The organism is Anaerocolumna sedimenticola, from assembly GCF_009931695.1.
Classification (GTDB): Bacteria; Bacillota; Clostridia; order Lachnospirales; family Lachnospiraceae; genus Anaerocolumna; species Anaerocolumna sedimenticola.
This window is the reverse complement of record NZ_CP048000.1, coordinates 812,348-830,011: the sequence shown is the minus strand read 5'-3', so window position 1 is coordinate 830,011 and position 17,664 is coordinate 812,348. Positions and strand designations below refer to the sequence as shown.

Annotated in this window: 16 protein-coding genes; 13 read left to right on the top strand and 3 right to left on the bottom strand. The window is 37.3% G+C overall.

The genetic code is table 11. The features are described from left to right. Positions 1-94 precede the first annotated feature (94 nt). Positions 95-994, bottom strand: coding sequence for a GNAT family N-acetyltransferase (locus Ana3638_RS03630; RefSeq protein WP_161836821.1), 900 nt, complete (start codon positions 992-994; stop codon positions 95-97). An 84-nt stretch (positions 995-1,078) separates the two neighbouring features. Beyond that, entirely contained in the window at positions 1,079-1,906 is an 828-nt protein-coding gene (locus Ana3638_RS03625; RefSeq protein WP_161836820.1) for a PocR ligand-binding domain-containing protein, read from the bottom strand. 237 nt (positions 1,907-2,143) lie between these two features. Here Ana3638_RS03625 and Ana3638_RS03620 point away from each other — a divergent pair, with 237 nt between their 5' ends. The 13 genes from Ana3638_RS03620 (at position 2,144) to Ana3638_RS03560 (ending at position 17,081) form a co-directional block, all read left to right on the top strand. Then, positions 2,144-3,274: a phosphotransferase enzyme family protein gene (locus Ana3638_RS03620; protein WP_202621562.1), complete on the top strand. Its 1,131-nt coding sequence runs from the start codon at positions 2,144-2,146 to the stop codon at positions 3,272-3,274. A 263-nt stretch (positions 3,275-3,537) separates the two neighbouring features. Then, positions 3,538-5,682, top strand: coding sequence for a Tex family protein (locus Ana3638_RS03615; RefSeq protein WP_161836819.1), 2,145 nt, complete (start codon positions 3,538-3,540; stop codon positions 5,680-5,682). A 365-nt stretch (positions 5,683-6,047) separates the two neighbouring features. Beyond that, positions 6,048-6,653, top strand: coding sequence for a hypothetical protein (locus Ana3638_RS03610; RefSeq protein ID WP_161836818.1), 606 nt, complete (start codon positions 6,048-6,050; stop codon positions 6,651-6,653). A gap of 45 nt (positions 6,654-6,698) precedes the next feature. Further along, entirely contained in the window at positions 6,699-8,117 is a 1,419-nt protein-coding gene (locus tag Ana3638_RS03605; RefSeq protein WP_161836817.1) for a sugar transferase, read from the top strand. Positions 8,118-8,130: 13 nt separating this feature from the next. Beyond that, on the top strand, positions 8,131-8,856 hold the full coding sequence (locus Ana3638_RS03600) for a CpsB/CapC family capsule biosynthesis tyrosine phosphatase (RefSeq protein ID WP_161836816.1): 726 nt from the start codon (positions 8,131-8,133) through the stop codon (positions 8,854-8,856). A 70-nt stretch (positions 8,857-8,926) separates the two neighbouring features. Then, complete coding sequence (locus Ana3638_RS03595) at positions 8,927-9,700, top strand: YveK family protein (protein ID WP_161836815.1); 774 nt, start codon at positions 8,927-8,929, stop codon at positions 9,698-9,700. Next, positions 9,687-10,376: a CpsD/CapB family tyrosine-protein kinase gene (locus tag Ana3638_RS03590; RefSeq protein ID WP_161836814.1), complete on the top strand. Its 690-nt coding sequence runs from the start codon at positions 9,687-9,689 to the stop codon at positions 10,374-10,376. Before Ana3638_RS03595 ends, Ana3638_RS03590 begins: the two co-directional genes overlap by 14 nt. Before the next feature lie 61 nt (positions 10,377-10,437). Beyond that, the gene (locus Ana3638_RS03585; protein ID WP_161836813.1) at positions 10,438-11,283 is read left to right on the top strand and encodes a hypothetical protein; all 846 of its coding nucleotides are present in this window, start codon (positions 10,438-10,440) and stop codon (positions 11,281-11,283) included. Between the two features lie 40 nt (positions 11,284-11,323). Beyond that, a complete protein-coding gene (locus Ana3638_RS03580; RefSeq protein WP_161836812.1) occupies positions 11,324-12,049 on the top strand; it encodes a CpsB/CapC family capsule biosynthesis tyrosine phosphatase in 726 nt (241 codons plus the stop codon). A gap of 244 nt (positions 12,050-12,293) precedes the next feature. Further along, positions 12,294-14,291: an Ig-like domain-containing protein gene (locus Ana3638_RS03575; protein ID WP_161836811.1), complete on the top strand. Its 1,998-nt coding sequence runs from the start codon at positions 12,294-12,296 to the stop codon at positions 14,289-14,291. A gap of 347 nt (positions 14,292-14,638) precedes the next feature. Beyond that, entirely contained in the window at positions 14,639-15,430 is a 792-nt protein-coding gene (locus Ana3638_RS03570) for a hypothetical protein (RefSeq protein ID WP_161836810.1), read from the top strand. 21 nt (positions 15,431-15,451) lie between these two features. Then, positions 15,452-16,126: a class D sortase gene (locus tag Ana3638_RS03565; RefSeq protein WP_161836809.1), complete on the top strand. Its 675-nt coding sequence runs from the start codon at positions 15,452-15,454 to the stop codon at positions 16,124-16,126. An 85-nt stretch (positions 16,127-16,211) separates the two neighbouring features. Beyond that, a complete protein-coding gene (locus Ana3638_RS03560) occupies positions 16,212-17,081 on the top strand; it encodes a hypothetical protein (RefSeq protein ID WP_161836808.1) in 870 nt (289 codons plus the stop codon). Positions 17,082-17,141: 60 nt separating this feature from the next. Here Ana3638_RS03560 and Ana3638_RS03555 read toward each other — a convergent pair whose 3' ends face one another. After that, the gene (locus tag Ana3638_RS03555; protein ID WP_161836807.1) at positions 17,142-17,486 is read right to left on the bottom strand and encodes a helix-turn-helix domain-containing protein; all 345 of its coding nucleotides are present in this window, start codon (positions 17,484-17,486) and stop codon (positions 17,142-17,144) included. Between the last annotated feature and the right edge of the window lie 178 nt (positions 17,487-17,664).

The window sequence follows — 17,664 nt, the reverse complement described above, 5'->3', positions numbered from 1 at the left end:
CAAAGGTTAATTCCAGGATTTACGGATAGTTTGCTTCAAGACTGCATAATGCAAGAGGGGTGGTAACCTAACACCGGCCCCACTTGTATTGTTTTCAGAGCATATACTCAAAATAATTCATTACCGACATTTCTTGAAATCCAAAAGATTTATATAAATTCAAAGCATTTCTGTTTTTACTTTCCACATCCAGCTGGATATCATCAATACCCTTACTTTTAATAATATCCATAACGGCCCGGAAAGCAGCTTTACCGTATCCGTTTCTTCTAAACTCCGGCAGTATTCCAAAGCCATAAATAAAAGCAGAATTCTCTCCGTATTCTACATAAATTTTGCCGATGGAAGAATCCTTAAGTCGAACCAGATACATACCATCTGTTAACATGGATTCGTCCATAGCAAGAATTTCACTTTCTTCCGTAGTGCCAAAGTAGATGGCATTCTGTCTGCTTATTTCCTTAATATCGGATTTTTCTACTGTTTTTAATTGGATAGCCGGATGCCCGCAAGGGGGTAATTCAGAAATATTATGAGCATAATATTTCATACGGTATTCGGAAAAACCGTAAATACCTGATATATGCTGAATGAATGCTTTGCCCGATTCCGAGTTTTCATCCGTTAATAATAAGAGCTTTTCAGGATTATCCCTTTTTAACTCAGAAAGGGCCAGGGAAAAGAGTTTTGTAAACAAACCTCTTCTCCTCCATTCAGGGTGAGTCATGCCGTTTAGTTCCGGTACATTTCCACCAAACATACAAATTCCAAGATAAGAAACCAATACCCCGTTGGCATAATATAAAAATTCCGTTATTTTTTTTATACCCTTCTCAGCGTGTTTCGGTACAGACAGTTTATAATCTAATTCCAGTTTTAAATTCACAGGGTCATAAGTAAAACAAACTTCCTGCAGTTTTTTAATATCTTCACAATCTTTGGGGGTCAGAAATTCTTTTAATATAATAAATTGATCTTGTTCTATCTGATTCATTGTAACCTGCTTTCTTTTTTATCGCTATAATTAACTTCTTTCATTATAAGACCAGTAAAAGTATGTGTCAATTTATTATTACCGTCAGAATCCGTGTAGGTTGTTCCGGTAGCCGCTGGGGGTGACACCGCAATGCTTAAGAAAGACCTTTGTAAAATAATTCTGGTCGGAAAATCCGCAGGTCTGTGCAATTATTTTCATAGATAAAGAATCATTTTGAAGTAATGCTTTGGCCTGGTCAATTCTTATACCGGTGAGATAGTCCATAACGGATATCCCATAGTTCGTTTTAAAAGTAGAAGTCAGGGTTGTCTTACTGCAATAAAATTCTTTACACAGATTCTCCAGTGTAATTTTCGATGCGTAATTCCGATTTAAATATTTTTTTATTCGGGAAGATAAATCCTTATCGGCAGGTTTCCAGCCGTTATGGAAAGTTATGTAGGATGCACATATTTTCATGATGGAAATACAGGATACTATCTTATCTTTAGAACTGATCGGGATATGGTGAATGGCTTCTTTCAGCTGTTCTTTATCAGTAATGCAGGTAAGCCCTTTGGAATACACATAATCCGTACTTTCTAAACTGTTATCAATGGTTTGCCCCATCATCAGATAGCCGGACAGCACTCCAAAATGGTATAGTGGTGATACTGCTTCATATAAACCAAATCGGCACTGGTAAATATAGGTCTGACCTGTTTTTTTAACCTCTTCAAATGCCTTAAAATCATATTCCAGACAGCTGTTTTTTCCCTCTTTACTTTTTTGAATACAAGTACAAAAATAGCCTAATTCCTTTGGATAAGCGCATATTTCATGCTGTTCCGTATCATAAACGGATATTCTGAAACCTGAGATTGTATGCAGTTCTTTTAATACAGAGAATAAACTGATTTGTTCTTCCATAAATCACCTTTTTAGTATAATTGATAAAAGCGTAAGATATTACTAATTATTATACGATTATTTAGAGATTTTGCAAATAAAATTTCATATAATCAAAATAGAGGATATTCGGGTAAATGCAAAACTATATAGTTTTTTGAATATATCATACAATTAAAACAATTTTAGAACTTAAAAAGAAAGGGATTTACCCCGACAATTTATGGAAATAATATAACCAAATAGGAGGAGGTTATCATGTTAAGAGAGGAATATTGCGCAAAAATTCAAGAAGCTATTGAAATAATGGATTTTGATGGAAATTATATAAAACATGAACGGAATGGAAACGGACACATCAATGACACCTTTCTGGTATGGTTTCAAAAGGAAAACGGAGATTACATAAAGTACATCTTACAGAGAATGAACCATGAGATATTTAAAAATCCGGAACAATTAATGGAGAATATCTGCAGTGTCACCTCATTTTTAAAAGAAAAAATCAAAGAAAGAAACGGGGATATTCACCGGGAAACCATGAATGTTATTCCTACTAAAACGGGAGCACCTTTTTTTATTGACAGCATCGGTTGTTATTGGCGGGCTTATGAATATATAACCGAGGCGGTAAGTTATGAGCAGGTGGAGAGACCGGAAGATTTCTACCAGTGTGCATATACCTTTGGGGCATTTCAAAATCAGTTGTCTGATTATGATGCGGGAAAACTCCATGAAACCATCCCGGATTTCCATAACACACCCCTTCGTTTTAAGACATTTTCAGAAGCGGTAGAAAAGGATATCTGCGGCAGGGCAAAGGAAGTTTCTTACGAAATTGATTTCATAAGAAATCGGGAGCAGGATATGAACGTATGTCTTAATCTGTTAAGAAAAGGGGAATTACCCCTTCGGGTAACCCATAATGATACTAAATTAAATAATATCATGATGGATATTAATACGGGAAAAGGTATCTGTGTGGTTGATCTGGACACGGTTATGCCCGGGCTTTCTTTATATGATTTCGGCGACTCCATCCGTTTCGGGGCTAATAATGCAGCCGAGGATGAACGGGATTTATCCAAGGTATCACTCAATTTATCATTGTTTGAGTTATATACCTCAGGGTTTTTAAAAGGCTGTAATAAAAGCCTGACGGAAAAAGAAATCGAAATGCTTCCCATGGGTGCAAAACTAATGACCTTGGAGTGCGGTATGCGGTTTTTAACGGATTATCTGAGTGGAGATACGTATTTTCGCATTCACCGTGAGGGACATAATCTTGACCGCTGCAGAACCCAGCTAAAGCTGGTGGAAGATATGGAGAAAAAGTGGGCAGAGATGGAAAACATAGTGAATCAAATACAGGATAAAAGCAGCTTATAAATAGAACTGATTATATAGAAATGCTATAATTACTTTTGGGATTGAAACCGGCTCGTGCCGCTTACTATTTAATCATATGTCATAAGGACAGTCATTTGATTAAATAGTAGGCGGCACTATTTTTTAAGGATTCATTTAGAGTTATAATCCATGGTAATATGGTCGCTGTACATGCAGTAACACTTGATTTTACTGAATTTGGATGATATGATGTAATGTATGGTTTTGTGTTAAGAAAATGTTTAGAACTAAAGGAGTACAACATGGATATTTTAAAGCAATTAAGGGATGAACTGGGAATTAGATTGGAACAGGTAGAAGCAACAGTCAAATTGATTGACGAGGGTAATACCATACCTTTTATCGCCCGCTACCGTAAAGAAGTTACAGGCTCCTTAAATGATGAGGTTTTAAGAAATCTGCACGAAAGACTTTTATATCTTCGGAATCTGGAAGAGAAAAAGGCCAGTGTTCTGTCCAGCATAGAGGAACAAGGAAAATTAACGGAGGAATTAAGGGAACAAATATTAGCTGCCACTACTTTAGTGGTGGTGGAAGACTTATACCGCCCATACCGTCCGAAGAGAAGAACCAGGGCAACCATTGCCAAAGAAAAAGGCTTGGAACCTTTAGCCAATATTATTCTGTTACAGATGACGAACCAGCCCGTTGAAAAAGAAGCGGAACGTTTTCTGGATCCGGAAAAGGATGTTAATACCGTGGAAGAGGCTATAACAGGTGCAATGGATATTATTGCAGAGAATATTTCCGATGAAGCAGATTACCGAATCTATATCCGTAAGGTAACCTTCGAGGAAGGTTTCATTACCAGTACGGCGAAAGATGATACTCTTGAGAGCGTTTATGAGATGTATTATAACTTTGAGGAAAAGCTTACAAAACTGGCTGGACACAGGGTACTGGCCCTTAACAGGGGAGAAAATGAGAAGATATTAACGGTTAAGATTACGGCTCCCGAAGATAGAATATTACAATATCTTCAGACTAAGACCATAAAAAGAGAGAATCCTTATACTACGGATATCCTAATCAATGTAATCGAGGACAGTTACAAACGCCTTATCGCTCCTGCCATTGAACGTGAGATAAGAAACGACCTGACGGAAAAGGCGGAGGACGGAGCTATTAAGGTATTTGGTAAGAACTTAGAACAGCTTCTGATGCAGCCGCCTATTGTGGGACAGGTTGTACTTGGCTGGGATCCGGCCTTTCGTACCGGCTGTAAATTAGCTGTGGTAGACGGCACAGGTAAAGTACTGGATACAATCGTAATTTATCCAACCGCCCCTCAGAATAAAGTGGAAGAATCTAAAAAAATTGTAGCAGGATTCATTAAGAAATACGGCATCACTCTCATTTCCGTCGGCAACGGCACCGCATCCAGGGAATCGGAAATGGTTATTGTAGATATGTTAAAAGAAATTAACAGTAATGTGCAATATATTATTGTCAATGAAGCTGGTGCTTCCGTATATTCCGCAAGTAAACTTGCTACGGAGGAATTCCCTAATTATGATGTGGGACAGCGTAGTGCGGTATCCATAGCAAGAAGATTACAGGATCCGTTGGCGGAGTTGGTTAAGATAGATCCCAAATCCATTGGTGTAGGGCAATATCAGCATGATATGAACCAGAAGAAGTTATCGGAAGCTTTAACCGGTGTTGTAGAAGATTGTGTGAACAAAGTCGGAGTTGACTTAAATACTGCTTCCGCATCCCTGTTAGAATATATATCAGGTATTACCAAAACCATCGCTAAAAATATCGTAACCTACCGCGAGGAAAACGGAAGATTTACCGATCGTAACCAGCTCCTTAAGGTGGCCAAACTGGGGCCGAAGGCCTTTGAACAGTGTGCCGGTTTCATGAGAATACTGGATGGTAAAAATCCTCTGGATGCAACCAGCGTCCATCCGGAATCTTATGAAGCTGCCAAAAACCTGCTTGAAAAACTATCTTATACTACCAATGATATTAAGGCCGGTAAATTAAGCGAATTAGGAAAACAGATTAAAGATAAAAAGGCTATGGCGAAAGAATTAGGAATCGGTGAGATTACCCTTACGGATATTATTAAGGAACTGGAGAAACCGGGAAGAGATCCCCGTGATGAGATGCCAAAACCGATTCTCCGCACCGACGTATTGGATATGAAAGACCTTACGGAGGGTATGATATTAAAGGGAACAGTTCGTAATGTCATCGATTTTGGTGCCTTTGTAGATATTGGGGTGCACCAGGACGGACTGGTTCATATCTCCCAGCTTACCAACAAGAAGTTTATAAAACACCCGCTGGAAGTAGTCAGTGTGGGAGATATTGTGGAAGTCAAAGTGATGAGTGTGGACGTGGCTAAGAAACGGATACAGCTGACCATGATATTGTAATTTAAATTAAGAATTTCATATTATTTTAGGTAAAATCCTTTGCTGTCTGTTAATGACAGCAAAGGATTTTTTATGGATTGTAAGGGGAGATCAGCAGTGTTATAGCTGCTATTATTAACATCTGAAAAAATAGAAGGAATTTGATAATTAAAATATGTATGCCGTCATATTCTAAATCTTCTACTTGGATATTGTTTTATATTGCGGTGAAAAGCCCTATTTCTCAGGATTTTTATCTTGTGAAATATCAGAAGCTGCATTATAATCTTAAGGAACTGTTAAAAATTTACATATAATTGTTTCAGGACAGGAAAGAATACCAATTATTAAATTGGTTTCATACTTTCTGATAAAGGGGGCAAAGTATGTCGAAACAAACTGCACCTACACTGGTAACTTTCAGTATGCTGATAATCCTTATGAGCATTGTGATCTTGGTAGGAAATCTGAAAACAAAAGATGAAATAAGCGTTCCATCCATTACCAACAAAGGAAGTTTAATACAGGAAGAAAAGAACAATATAACAGAAAAAACCGTTCTTACCGTATTAGAAAACAGCTTAAACCAATTAGAAAGCCAAAAGAATATGGCAGGTAATGAATACGCTACCTACATAAGTCAACTTGAAAATTATTTTAAAAACTCGAATGTGAACTTAGAAGAGAGTGAATTAACAGAGGTTGCCAATAAGATAGCACAGCTTTTGGCATTGATGAAACTGGAACAAAAAAATGATTTTACCAAGATGTCATTTGACGGCAGGGAACTGGCTCTTCGTATATCCTCCGAGATCTATCATATATGCGGACTGAAATTATCCGTTAGTACACAGGGCAATATAATGGAGGTACAAGATTCGTCAGGTAAAATCATTTATGAAACTGAAAAAAATGCACAACAGCCGGAATTTCAATGGAATACCTTAATCATTTCCGTGACATTTATATTTTATTACTGTTTATCAATATAATGATTGCGAAAAAGTATCAACTATTTTTGAAGGATGGGACCTACAATGGATTTAATGAAGAAGGATACGCCCAATAAGTACTTATTGTTTGTGGATCTGTGCTGTATTGTAATCTCCTTCCTGCTGGCTACATGGATACGGTACGGTAACATAACACGATACTGGTACAATAACGTATACAGCTTTGCATCGGTTTATGTGCTTTTATTATATACGGCCATTTATTATTTTTATGATAGTTACAGCAGATTATTTAAAAGAGGATACTGGGAAGAAATGATAGTCGTTATTAAGATAAACTGTATCCTGGCAGTTACCTCCACTGCGGTTATCTTTATCTTTCAAGAGGGTACGACGTATTCCAGGTTATTTTTTTTCTGTTTTTTCCTGTTAAATATTCTGATTATGTATATAGCCAGACAATACTATAAAATCATACTTCTGGCATTTTATAAAAAAAGTTCCTCCAGCAAGAAAATAATGATTATAACTACCTCGAATCAGGTGAAAGAAGTGTTAAGCCGAATAAAGAGGGAAAATGACTGGGAGTATCAGGTTACGTATTTAACGATTCTGGATAAACATATGGTTGGTGAAGTTATTGATGGGATTGAAGTAAAAGCCGACTTTATCGATATGTTTGAAGTTGCCAAACATCAGGTATTGGATGAAGTATTTATCCATATCCCAAATGATTTCCCATTTAATTTAAATCTGGAGGAAACCATACTGGAATTTGAAAATATGGGAATTACGGCTAATTTAAGTATTAATACTTTTGGACTAAAGATTCATGAAAAGATTATTCAGGAAATAAGCGGTTATCATGTCCTGACATTCAGTTCTAAATTATTTGATGAAAGCCAGCTGCAGCTTAAACGTATCTTAGATATTATCGGCGGGTTGGTAGGCTGTATTTTAACTGTTATTTTAACCATATTTATTGCACCTGCCATTATGATTGAATCGCCGGGACCTGTTTTCTTTTCCCAGATAAGAGTGGGTAAAAACGGCAGACGCTTTCGGATCTATAAATTCCGTTCCATGTATGTGGATGCGGAAGCCAGAAAGCAGGAGCTTTTCGCGCAAAATGAAATGAACGGATTCATGTTTAAAATAAAAAATGATCCCAGAATCACCAAAGTGGGCAATTTCTTACGTAAAACCAGTCTGGATGAATTTCCTCAATTCCTAAATATCTTAAAAGGAGATATGAGTTTGGTAGGAACCAGGCCGCCCACGGAAGATGAATTTCTTCAATATGAAGGAAGACATAAGAGGCGTCTTGCCCTAAAATCCGGTTTAACCGGATTATGGCAGGTAAGCGGAAGAAGTGATATAGCCGACTTTGAAGAAGTGGTAAAACTGGATTTGGAATATATTGACAACTGGTCTATTCTTATCGATATAAAGATATTGTTTAAAACATTATGGGTTGTTTTATTCGGAAGAGGATCGAGGTAGGAGTGAAAAAGGCTTGAATCAATTAATTGACATACATAGCCATATACTGCCCCAGGTGGATAATGGTTCGGTCAGTATGGAACAGACAAAAAACATGCTGAAAATAGCTTACGAAGAAGGAATTACATATATTATAGCGACACCTCATTACAGCGTGGGCTGCAGAAATGCCGATAAGGAAGAACTTTATAATAAACTTAAGGCAGTACAGGCAGAAGCAGAAAAAATTGATGAGAATTTTACCATAGATATTGGTAATGAAGTTTTTTACAGTGAAGATATTATAGAACACTTAAGAAAGGAGAAGGCACTTACACTTGCAGGTACCAGATATGTTCTTGTGAAATTTGCCGGAACGGATACCTATGAAACCATAAAAACCGGAATTCACCGTTTGCTGATATACGGTTATTTTCCGATTCTTGCCCATGTAGAAAGGTATGACTGTTTGTACCGCAACTATGAGGGTATTTATGACTTAATCCATCTTGGGTGTTATATGCAGATGAACATAGCCAGTTTCAACAGGAAAATAACAGATAAAAGAATGGCATTTTGTATGAATTTAATTAAATATGACCTGGTGCATATTATAAGCACGGATTCCCATTCTGATTATAACAGGGCTCCCAGGATGTCGGAAGGCCTTAACAGGATCCGTAAAAAATGCGGAGATCAGGTGATTAACCAATTATTGATAGAAAATACAAAAAAGCTTATTCATAATGTGAAAATATAACAAAGGAATTATTTCTGAATGGCCATATGGCATATATACGGCTTAGAAAAACGAAAGGTATGTGTGATAAATGGAGAAGGAAAGTAGAGACGAAATTGAAATTGATTTAAAAGAATTATTTTTTGTTTTAATCGATAAAGTTTGGATTATTGTTTTTGCCGGAATTATATGTGCATTGTCAGCCGGGATATTTACCAAGATCTTATTAAAACCCGTCTATGAGTCAACTACTAAGATATATGTTATTAACAGGCAGGACACAGAGAAATTCACCACATATTCCGACCTGCAGACCGGCACCCAGCTTACCAGGGATTATCAGGTACTGGTTAAGAGCAGACCGGTAACGGAACAGGTAATCAGTGATCTGAGCCTTAATATGACCCATGAAGAGTTAAGTAATGCAATCACGGTAAATACTCCCACCGATACGCGTATCCTGGAGATAACGGTAAAATACAGTGACCCTTACATAGCTAAAAAATTAGCGGATTCCATCGGTGAAGTATCCTCCCAACGTATGGTATCCATTATGGAGATGGAAAAAGCCAATATTGTAGAACCGGGTAATATACCAACCGGGCCCTCCTCCCCTAACTTTTTAAATAATGTGTTAATCGGCGGAGCAGCCGGAATAATTCTTTCTATTTTTGTTATACTTCTTATTTATCTGTTAGATGATACCATTAAAAAAAGTGAGGATATTGAAAAGTATTTGGGGCTTACGACGCTTGGGACCATTCCCATTGAAGAGAGTATTGTCGAATCCAAAAAAGTCAGGGCAGCACTGAAAAGGGCTTATAAAAAGGGGTATAAGGGAGGTATAAGCAATGCAAGTTATTAATTTTGAACGTACTACTAATTTCAATTTCAGCAGCAATGAAGCCTACAATACCTTAAGAACCAATATTTTATTCTGCGGTAAAAGCGTGAAAACCATTTGTATTACCAGCTGTACACCCAATGAAGGCAAAACGGTGGTATCCTTTCAGCTGGCTACTTCCATAGCGGAAGGCGGTAAAAAAGTACTGTTTATTGATGCGGATTTAAGAAAGTCGGTTCTGATTGGGCGGTTAAAGCTGGATAAAGCTACCAACGGATTATCTGAGTATCTGTCCGGAATGAATCAATTAGAGGAAATTATATACCATACGAATATCGAGAATCTGGATGTGGTATTTACCGGACCAACCCCGCCGAACCCTGCGGATCTTCTGGGAAGTGATATGTTTAAGGAGTTAGTCGAATCACAACGTGAAATATATGATTATGTCATTATCGACACACCACCCCTGGGTCTTGTGATTGACAGTGCCAATGTGGCAGAATTCTGCGATGGGGTTATTATAGTGATACAGGCCAAGGCAACCAGTTATAAATTTGTACAGAAAGTAGTAAAGCAGCTGGAGAAAGGTAACTGCCGCATTCTCGGTGCGGTATTAAATAAAGTAGGATTAAAACATAACCGGCATTATGGAACATATTACGGATCTTATTATGGAAGTTATTATGGGAAATAGGTTGGTTTAATAGTTATGGCAGTATCGCAGGCCAACCTGCGGTATGTTTTAGGGAGTAAGTATGAAAAAGTTTATGATTGTGTCCGGTATAGGGATATTTCTGTTACTTAGTATATTAGTCCGGTTACTGGCAGCGGAAGATAAAACCGGTCCGATAATTACCTATGCGGAGAATTCCGCTGTTTATACGGAAGATGAACCGGAGGATACCTTACTGAAACATGTTTCTGCAAAGGATGCAGAGGATGGCGATGTCACAAACACCGTTATGGTTGAGAATATTCTGCCTATGTTAGACAGTTTTACAGCAAAGATAACTTATGTTGCTAAAGATTCCAATAATAATATTACCAAGAAAGAGGTGATAGTGCCGTACAAGCCAAAAACCGCCGGCCAGGGGAATAAAATAACCTCTGTAACGGATTCGAAAGCGAATGGGGAGAATACGGCCGGTAAAGAAGCAGATACGAAAGTTTTATCGGAAGGAACTGCGGCAAATGCACCTGAGGATTCCCAGGGAGTGGAAACAACAGAGGCTGCTCAGAGAACCGGAGTAACGGCGGGAGCCGGTAATGTCAAGGGTATGAACCCCTCCGAGGTAACAGGCAATCCGGTAACAACAGGTTCTGCTTTAAATCAAATAAAAATATCTGCTTCCGTAAAGTATCCGTCCCTGATATTAAAAACCCACGAAGTTAAGTTGAAGAGGGGAGAGAGGTTTGACGCCCTGTCCTATGTGGATAAGATAGTGGATGATAAAGATAACAATAATTCCTTGTTTCAAAGAATTCATATTATAGGGTACTTTGATATGGATAAGGCCGGTGATTATGTACTGTTATATTATGCAATTGATTCCGATAATAATGAATCCGGTAAAGAATATCTGTGGCTTGATGTGAGATAGTAATGATTGCCCTCTAGAAAGTAAATACAAAGGAGTGGATATGGAAGGATATATTGATATACATAGTCATATTTTACCGGGACTAGACGATGGAGCTGAAAGTATGGAACAGACCATCAATATGTTTAAAATCGCATACGAAGAAGGAATCAGAACCATAATAGCGACTCCGCATTTTTACACGGGTGGTAAAATACCATCCTTGCCTGAGCTCATAGATTGCCGGAACAGGGTAACGGAAGAACTGAATAAATCTTTGCCAGAGATGATTTTGAATCTGGGAGGTGAGATTTATTACAGCCATGAATGTATCAAACTTTTAAAAAATAAGCAGATACCTGCCTTGGCAGATTCAAGATACCTCCTGGTGGAATTTTCGGTTATGGCAGATTATCCATATATGAAAAAAGCAGTTCAGGAAATTCTGATAAACGGTTATATCCCAATCCTTGCCCATATAGAACGTTATGATAATCTGGTCAAAGATTTAGAGCAGGTTCAGGAAGTAATTCATATGGGTGCATATGTTCAGATAAATGCACAAAGTATTATAGGGGATAACGGTTTTACTTATAAAAGGATAACCAGAAAGTTATTAAAAAACAATCTGGTTCATATTATCGCTACGGATTCCCATAGTGATGAAGAAAAATCACCCAGATTAAAGAAGTGTGCCGCTTATCTAACTAAAAAATACGGAGAAGCATATACCAATGAACTATTACGGGAAAACCAGAAGAAAATAATCCGTAATCAATACATATAATATGAAAATATAGCTTTAATGAAAATAAGACGTGTAAGGAAATGTCGATAAAGATGACTTTATAAACTTTTAAAACCAATCAGAAACTATGCCGTTATATTATTGATTAATCGTGTATAATATAAAAATTTCTGCGATAAGAATTGGATCATTATGCAAAGTTTCACTTGCTTCTAAAAATGAACTGTTTTATACTTTTAGGAGCTGGTAAATATTTACAATAAAATCAGGCGGAGGTGCAGTGTTGAAAAGAAAATATTCAAGAATAACAGCGTATATCGTGATGTTAGTAATGATAATAGCCGGAATATCAATGAATACCGGTATAGTATCTGCGAAAGAATCAGCTAAGATTAACTTAAGTAAAACATCGGTAACGATTACAGCAGGGGCCAGTACTACGTTAAAAGCAAAGGATCAAAACGGTAAAGCAGTAGCCGTTAAGTGGACCAGTAGTAATACCTACATAGCGAAGGTATCAACAAAAGGAGTTGTTACTGCTTTCAATAAAGGCAGTGTTACCATTACCGCAACTGGTAAAATTCAAGGGAAAGAATATAAAGCGGTATGTACCGTAAAAGTTAATCCTTCTGTAAAAGTATCCTCCATTACCATGAAAAAAGCCCAGGAAATGATAATTGGCGATAAGATCTGGGCAGAGGAAGTAGTCCTACCTAAGAACGCCGCCAATAAAACGCTTAAATTTACTACATCCAATAAGAAAGTAGTGTCTGTTTCAGCTTTAGGCGAAATAAAAGCAGTCGCTCCGGGTACTGCAACCATAACGGCAGCAGCAATGGACGGCAGTAAAAAGAGTGCCAAAATGAAAGTAACCGTTCTTAACAATCTTTCTTTAACAAGTAAGGATGTAATAGACGGAAAAATAACGGTTTCCGGTCAGGTATACGGAAATGTATCCATTGATAATTCAGTAGGGGAGGCTCAGATTAATTTTAATAAATTAAGAATTGCCGGAACCTTAAATCTTGAGAATAATGCAGGGTATGCTTTAAATTTAAATGAATGTGATATTAAGAATGTTAATGTGAAAGATCTGTCAAAACAGCCACAGACCAGGTTAAGTTACGGCTTATCTCTTGCAGATGAGATTAAAATCCCGGTAATTAATGTAACAGGCAATACGAAAATCAACATTATAATTACGGAAACTTCCATAAAAATCATACAGGGTGACGGAAGTGAAGTACAGGAAATTAAACTGGATGCAAAAGACACAGGAAATATCAGCTTATCTTTGGAAGGGTATAAGGGTGCTCTTTTCGTATCCGCAGCCTCAAATGCCAAGGTAGATATTAACATGAAAGCTTGTGAGATTACCAGTCTGTCTGCTCAGGGTACTACGGGTCAGAGTCTGGCCCTGAATGATGCAGGAACGACCGAAGCAGAGAAATCTACAGTTGGAAGTTTAACAGTAACAGGTCAGTTAGCAGCAGTTGTTAATGTAACCGCTGCAACTCTTAATATTGACGCTGCTTCTAATGGAGCTTCCGTAACCTGTAATAAACCGGTTACAACGATTAATAATGCCGGTCAGGGCAGCAGCATTATAGTTACCTCCACGGTAGGTAATATCGTATCTACCGGTAATAATACAACGGTTCATGTTACAGATAGCGGTACGGTAGGTACTGTTTTATCCCAAGGCAATCAGTCAACCATAACCGGTGACGGTACCGTTACTAACGTTAAAATTGAAGGTAATAATAACAGTGTTGATGTACCCGGTGCAACTGTAGAAGTGGGAGATAATTCAAACGGTACCGTCGTTGACGGGAAAGACGTTGAACCCGGAGGAACCCATGAAATACCACAACCCAGTAATCCATCCTCCGGTGGCGGCGGTGGCGGCGGCTCCGGTAGCAAAACTGTAAAAGAAACAGTTTATGCATCTGACGCCAAATCCGGTCCAGCTACCGTTAAGGTAGAGGGAGTAACGATTACGATTAATAACCTGGCAAATATATTTAAGTTTGAAGTTGAACCTATTAATTTTGATTTCCCTTATCCAAAAGACAATTATATTATTGTTGTAAAAGCAGTTAATGGGGAAGGGTATAATCCAATTCAAATCAAAAACAAAGACGGTTCTGCAGCTACTTCCGTATATTATATTAAGGTGGACAGTGATGCCGGTACGGTTACCGTAAAAGGTAATACAACATCCAGGATTACCGTTCGTATAGGTGGTAAGAGGATAGAACCAACGAAGGTTTATGAATAAATAAAAAATACATGAGATATAGAAACCGGATAGTGTAGATAGAAAGTTCCCCTCATGATAGTTATAAAGAGAGGAACTTTCTATTGCAAGGAAAGTTTAGGATATGGGAAACGATATAGTTTTTTGGATATACCATACAATTAATACTTGTTTTTAGCTTCAGTTGCCCTATGGGCAAAATTCAGCTCTGAAATTGTATTAATTGCATGGTATATAGATACAATATGTGAGTTTTGCAATTACCTATAAAAGAAAAGATAATAGAAAGGAGTCAGGCGGAAAATACGATTATTCTCAGTTTATTCTGAGAAAGGGCTTTAACAGTATTATCCGGAAATAAGAAATCTATGAGAAAAATAATATATAGCGGATGCTTTTTTATCCTGCTCCTTTTTCTAAGCAGTCAGGTTTGTTACGGAGCATCCGGAATTAACAGCAACGAACAGGAAATCATTAATCGAGTCAGGGCAGGTTTTATGGTAGACGGAAAATACTATACCGTTGATTCCAAATATATTAATCAGGGAATCAATTACCTAAACCAGGATGGGGTAAATATCACAGATGAACAGAAAAGTATGATATTTGCCAAGATGGCAGAGTTAGCTCCCCAGGGAGTAGCAAGGGGTTACTTAAACTTAAGTGAAAAAGAGCAGGAAAAAGCAGAAAACAGTGACGAAGCAGCAGGCGGTAACAAGAATGAAGGCGGTAATAATAAAGGTAAGGCTGCTAACAGCAAGTCAGAGAGTAATAATTCTGAAACGGATAGGAAGGATTTAGTTATTCAAAGTACTTCCAAAGCCTTAAACAGCATAGGAAATTCTAAATCGGAAATAGCACAGAACACTCTGAATTATACCATCATGTCCTTAGAGGAGCTTATTAATTCGGCTAAAGAAATATCTTCCAGGATGGGAGTGTCCGTATCCTATGATTTAAGCCAAAATGAAGTAAAGGTGATCGATCAGAAAGGAAAAGCGGTAATGTCTGCAGAGACGGTTATTAAAAACACCGGATTCCGATTTAATGGTACCTTAGTTGTTGGTGCGGTTTTGATTTCCCTTATTATAACCTGTATCGTTACGGCAAAGTATTATGGACTGTTTACCTTACGGGAGGAAGAAGATAGATGTAGTTAACGGAAGTTGTAAGGAGATAATATGAGCAAACACACGAAAAGACATAGGATTCATAATGTAACTAAATATTTCTATATACCATTGTTATATACCGTAATCGGATATAGCTTAATCTATATGGCAGGGCGGCCGGTAGTTGACATGGTATCTTCCGTAGCAGGTATGGTATTTACCAACAGTACTCCGAAGTTTACGTCTGAGCTGGATTCCATCTACAACGAAAATAGTGTAAAAGCAGTGGATTACATTCAAAATAAAGAGGTTCAACTGCCGGAATATGAAACTCTTTATGCCAATCTTACCTGTGAACGGGTAAATCTTAAGGCTCCTGTTTATTTCGGCGATTCCGATAAGGTATTAAAAAAAGGAGTAGGCCAATATATCGGAAGCTTTATACCCGGTAATAATAAACCGATTCTCATCGGCGGCCATGACAGTACCTACTTTGAACCTCTGGAATCCGTGAAAGAGGGGGATATGCTTGTAATTACTACAAACTACGGTATCTATAATTACAAAGTAACCCACATGGAAATTAAAAGCGCAGCGGATACCAGTGCTTATAATCTAAATCAGGACAAAGAAGAATTAATCCTTTACACCTGCTATCCCTTTGGGGCAGTTGTAGGAATCAAGAATCAAAGATATTTTGTTTATGCGGATAAGGCATCCGGGCCTGAGATTGTTTATAAGTAGGTTAAAAGTAAGTTAAATAAAGTTAGAGGTATTTTATAAATGGGGTAAGAAAGATTACATATTATAGAAACGATAGGTGTATCACATGGATAATGTACAATTAGAAAAGAAAATAAAACATAAAAAAAGGCAGAGGCTGCGTAATGGCTTAAGCCTTACACTGGCATTTATACTGTCTATGTTAATGTTGTGTATATCAGTTTTATTTGGGGTTTATGTCGGTGTATTTAACGAGGACGTTATATTAACCCAATTAAATAAATCCGGATATTATGAAAAAGTCAGGGATACGATAGAAGATAATTTGGTAAGTGACCTCTTACCAACCGGACTGCCTTGGCAAAAGATATTAACGAATGTAGTTACACTGGAGAGGGTGTACATAGATGCAAAACAAAATATAGAAGCGGCGCTGCATGAAAACGTCAGTACTATCAATGAATCTGAGATAGAAGCCACCCTTAAGATTAACATGGAAGAATATATTGCCAATAATAAAGTTGAAAAGACAAAAGAAGTAAATGAGGGAATCAGCGAATTATCAACGACATTAACAAAGGAGTATATAAGACTTTTACAATTTCCATTTGTAAAATACTTTATTAAATATAAAGGAATATATGAGAAATTGATTAAACTGTTCGTACCAATCATACTTTTACTGATAGCTGTAATCATCATAACCCTTATAAAGATGCAGTATTATAAACACCGGGCCCTGCGGTATATCGCTTACAGCTGTACTGCTGCCGCCATTATGCTGTTTCTTATTCCCGCTTATCTTCTATTGTCAGGTATCTATCAGAATATTCATATAGCCCCCTTGTACTTTTATAATTTTATCGTAAGTTACCTTAGGTGGGATATTATTATTTTTCTTTATATCGGTGCTTTCTGGCTGGCAGTATTAAGCGGATTGCTTATTAGTATCTTTTATTTGAAAAAGAGGGGATGAAAAAGTTCCTCGAACCTTGACAACGGAATCGTCTATTATTGTTTCATGTATCCGATATTATTATTTATTTTTTGGTGAAAGTGCTTTATCCTGCTGGTTGGTAAGAGAGGCGAGGGTTCCAATGGCAATATCTTTGTACTTTGAGGTCAAAGCATTATAATATTCCAGGAGAGCAATTTCTCTTTCCGTTAAACTGTTTTGAAGAAGATTTCTCTTATCACTTATTCCAAGAAGATAATCCGCAGAAACATGGAATATTTTCACTAATCTGCAGATGGTATCATCCGTTAACGCTGCCTTTCCGGTTTCATATTTGGATACTGCCGCTTTTTTTACATTTAGCAGGCTGCCCAAGTATTCCTGGGTCCAATTGTTTTCTTCTCTCAATTGTTTTACACGATTCATAATAGCCACCCTATATTTAGATTTTGATATGAATATCAATTGCCAATGTCGTATTTTGAATATTTATGTAATTTATCATATGATTGTGTCAAATAAAAGAGAATTATGGTCTAAAATGGATACAAATGCGCAAAAATTCACTTGACAATATCTTATTAGGATACTATTATAGTATAAA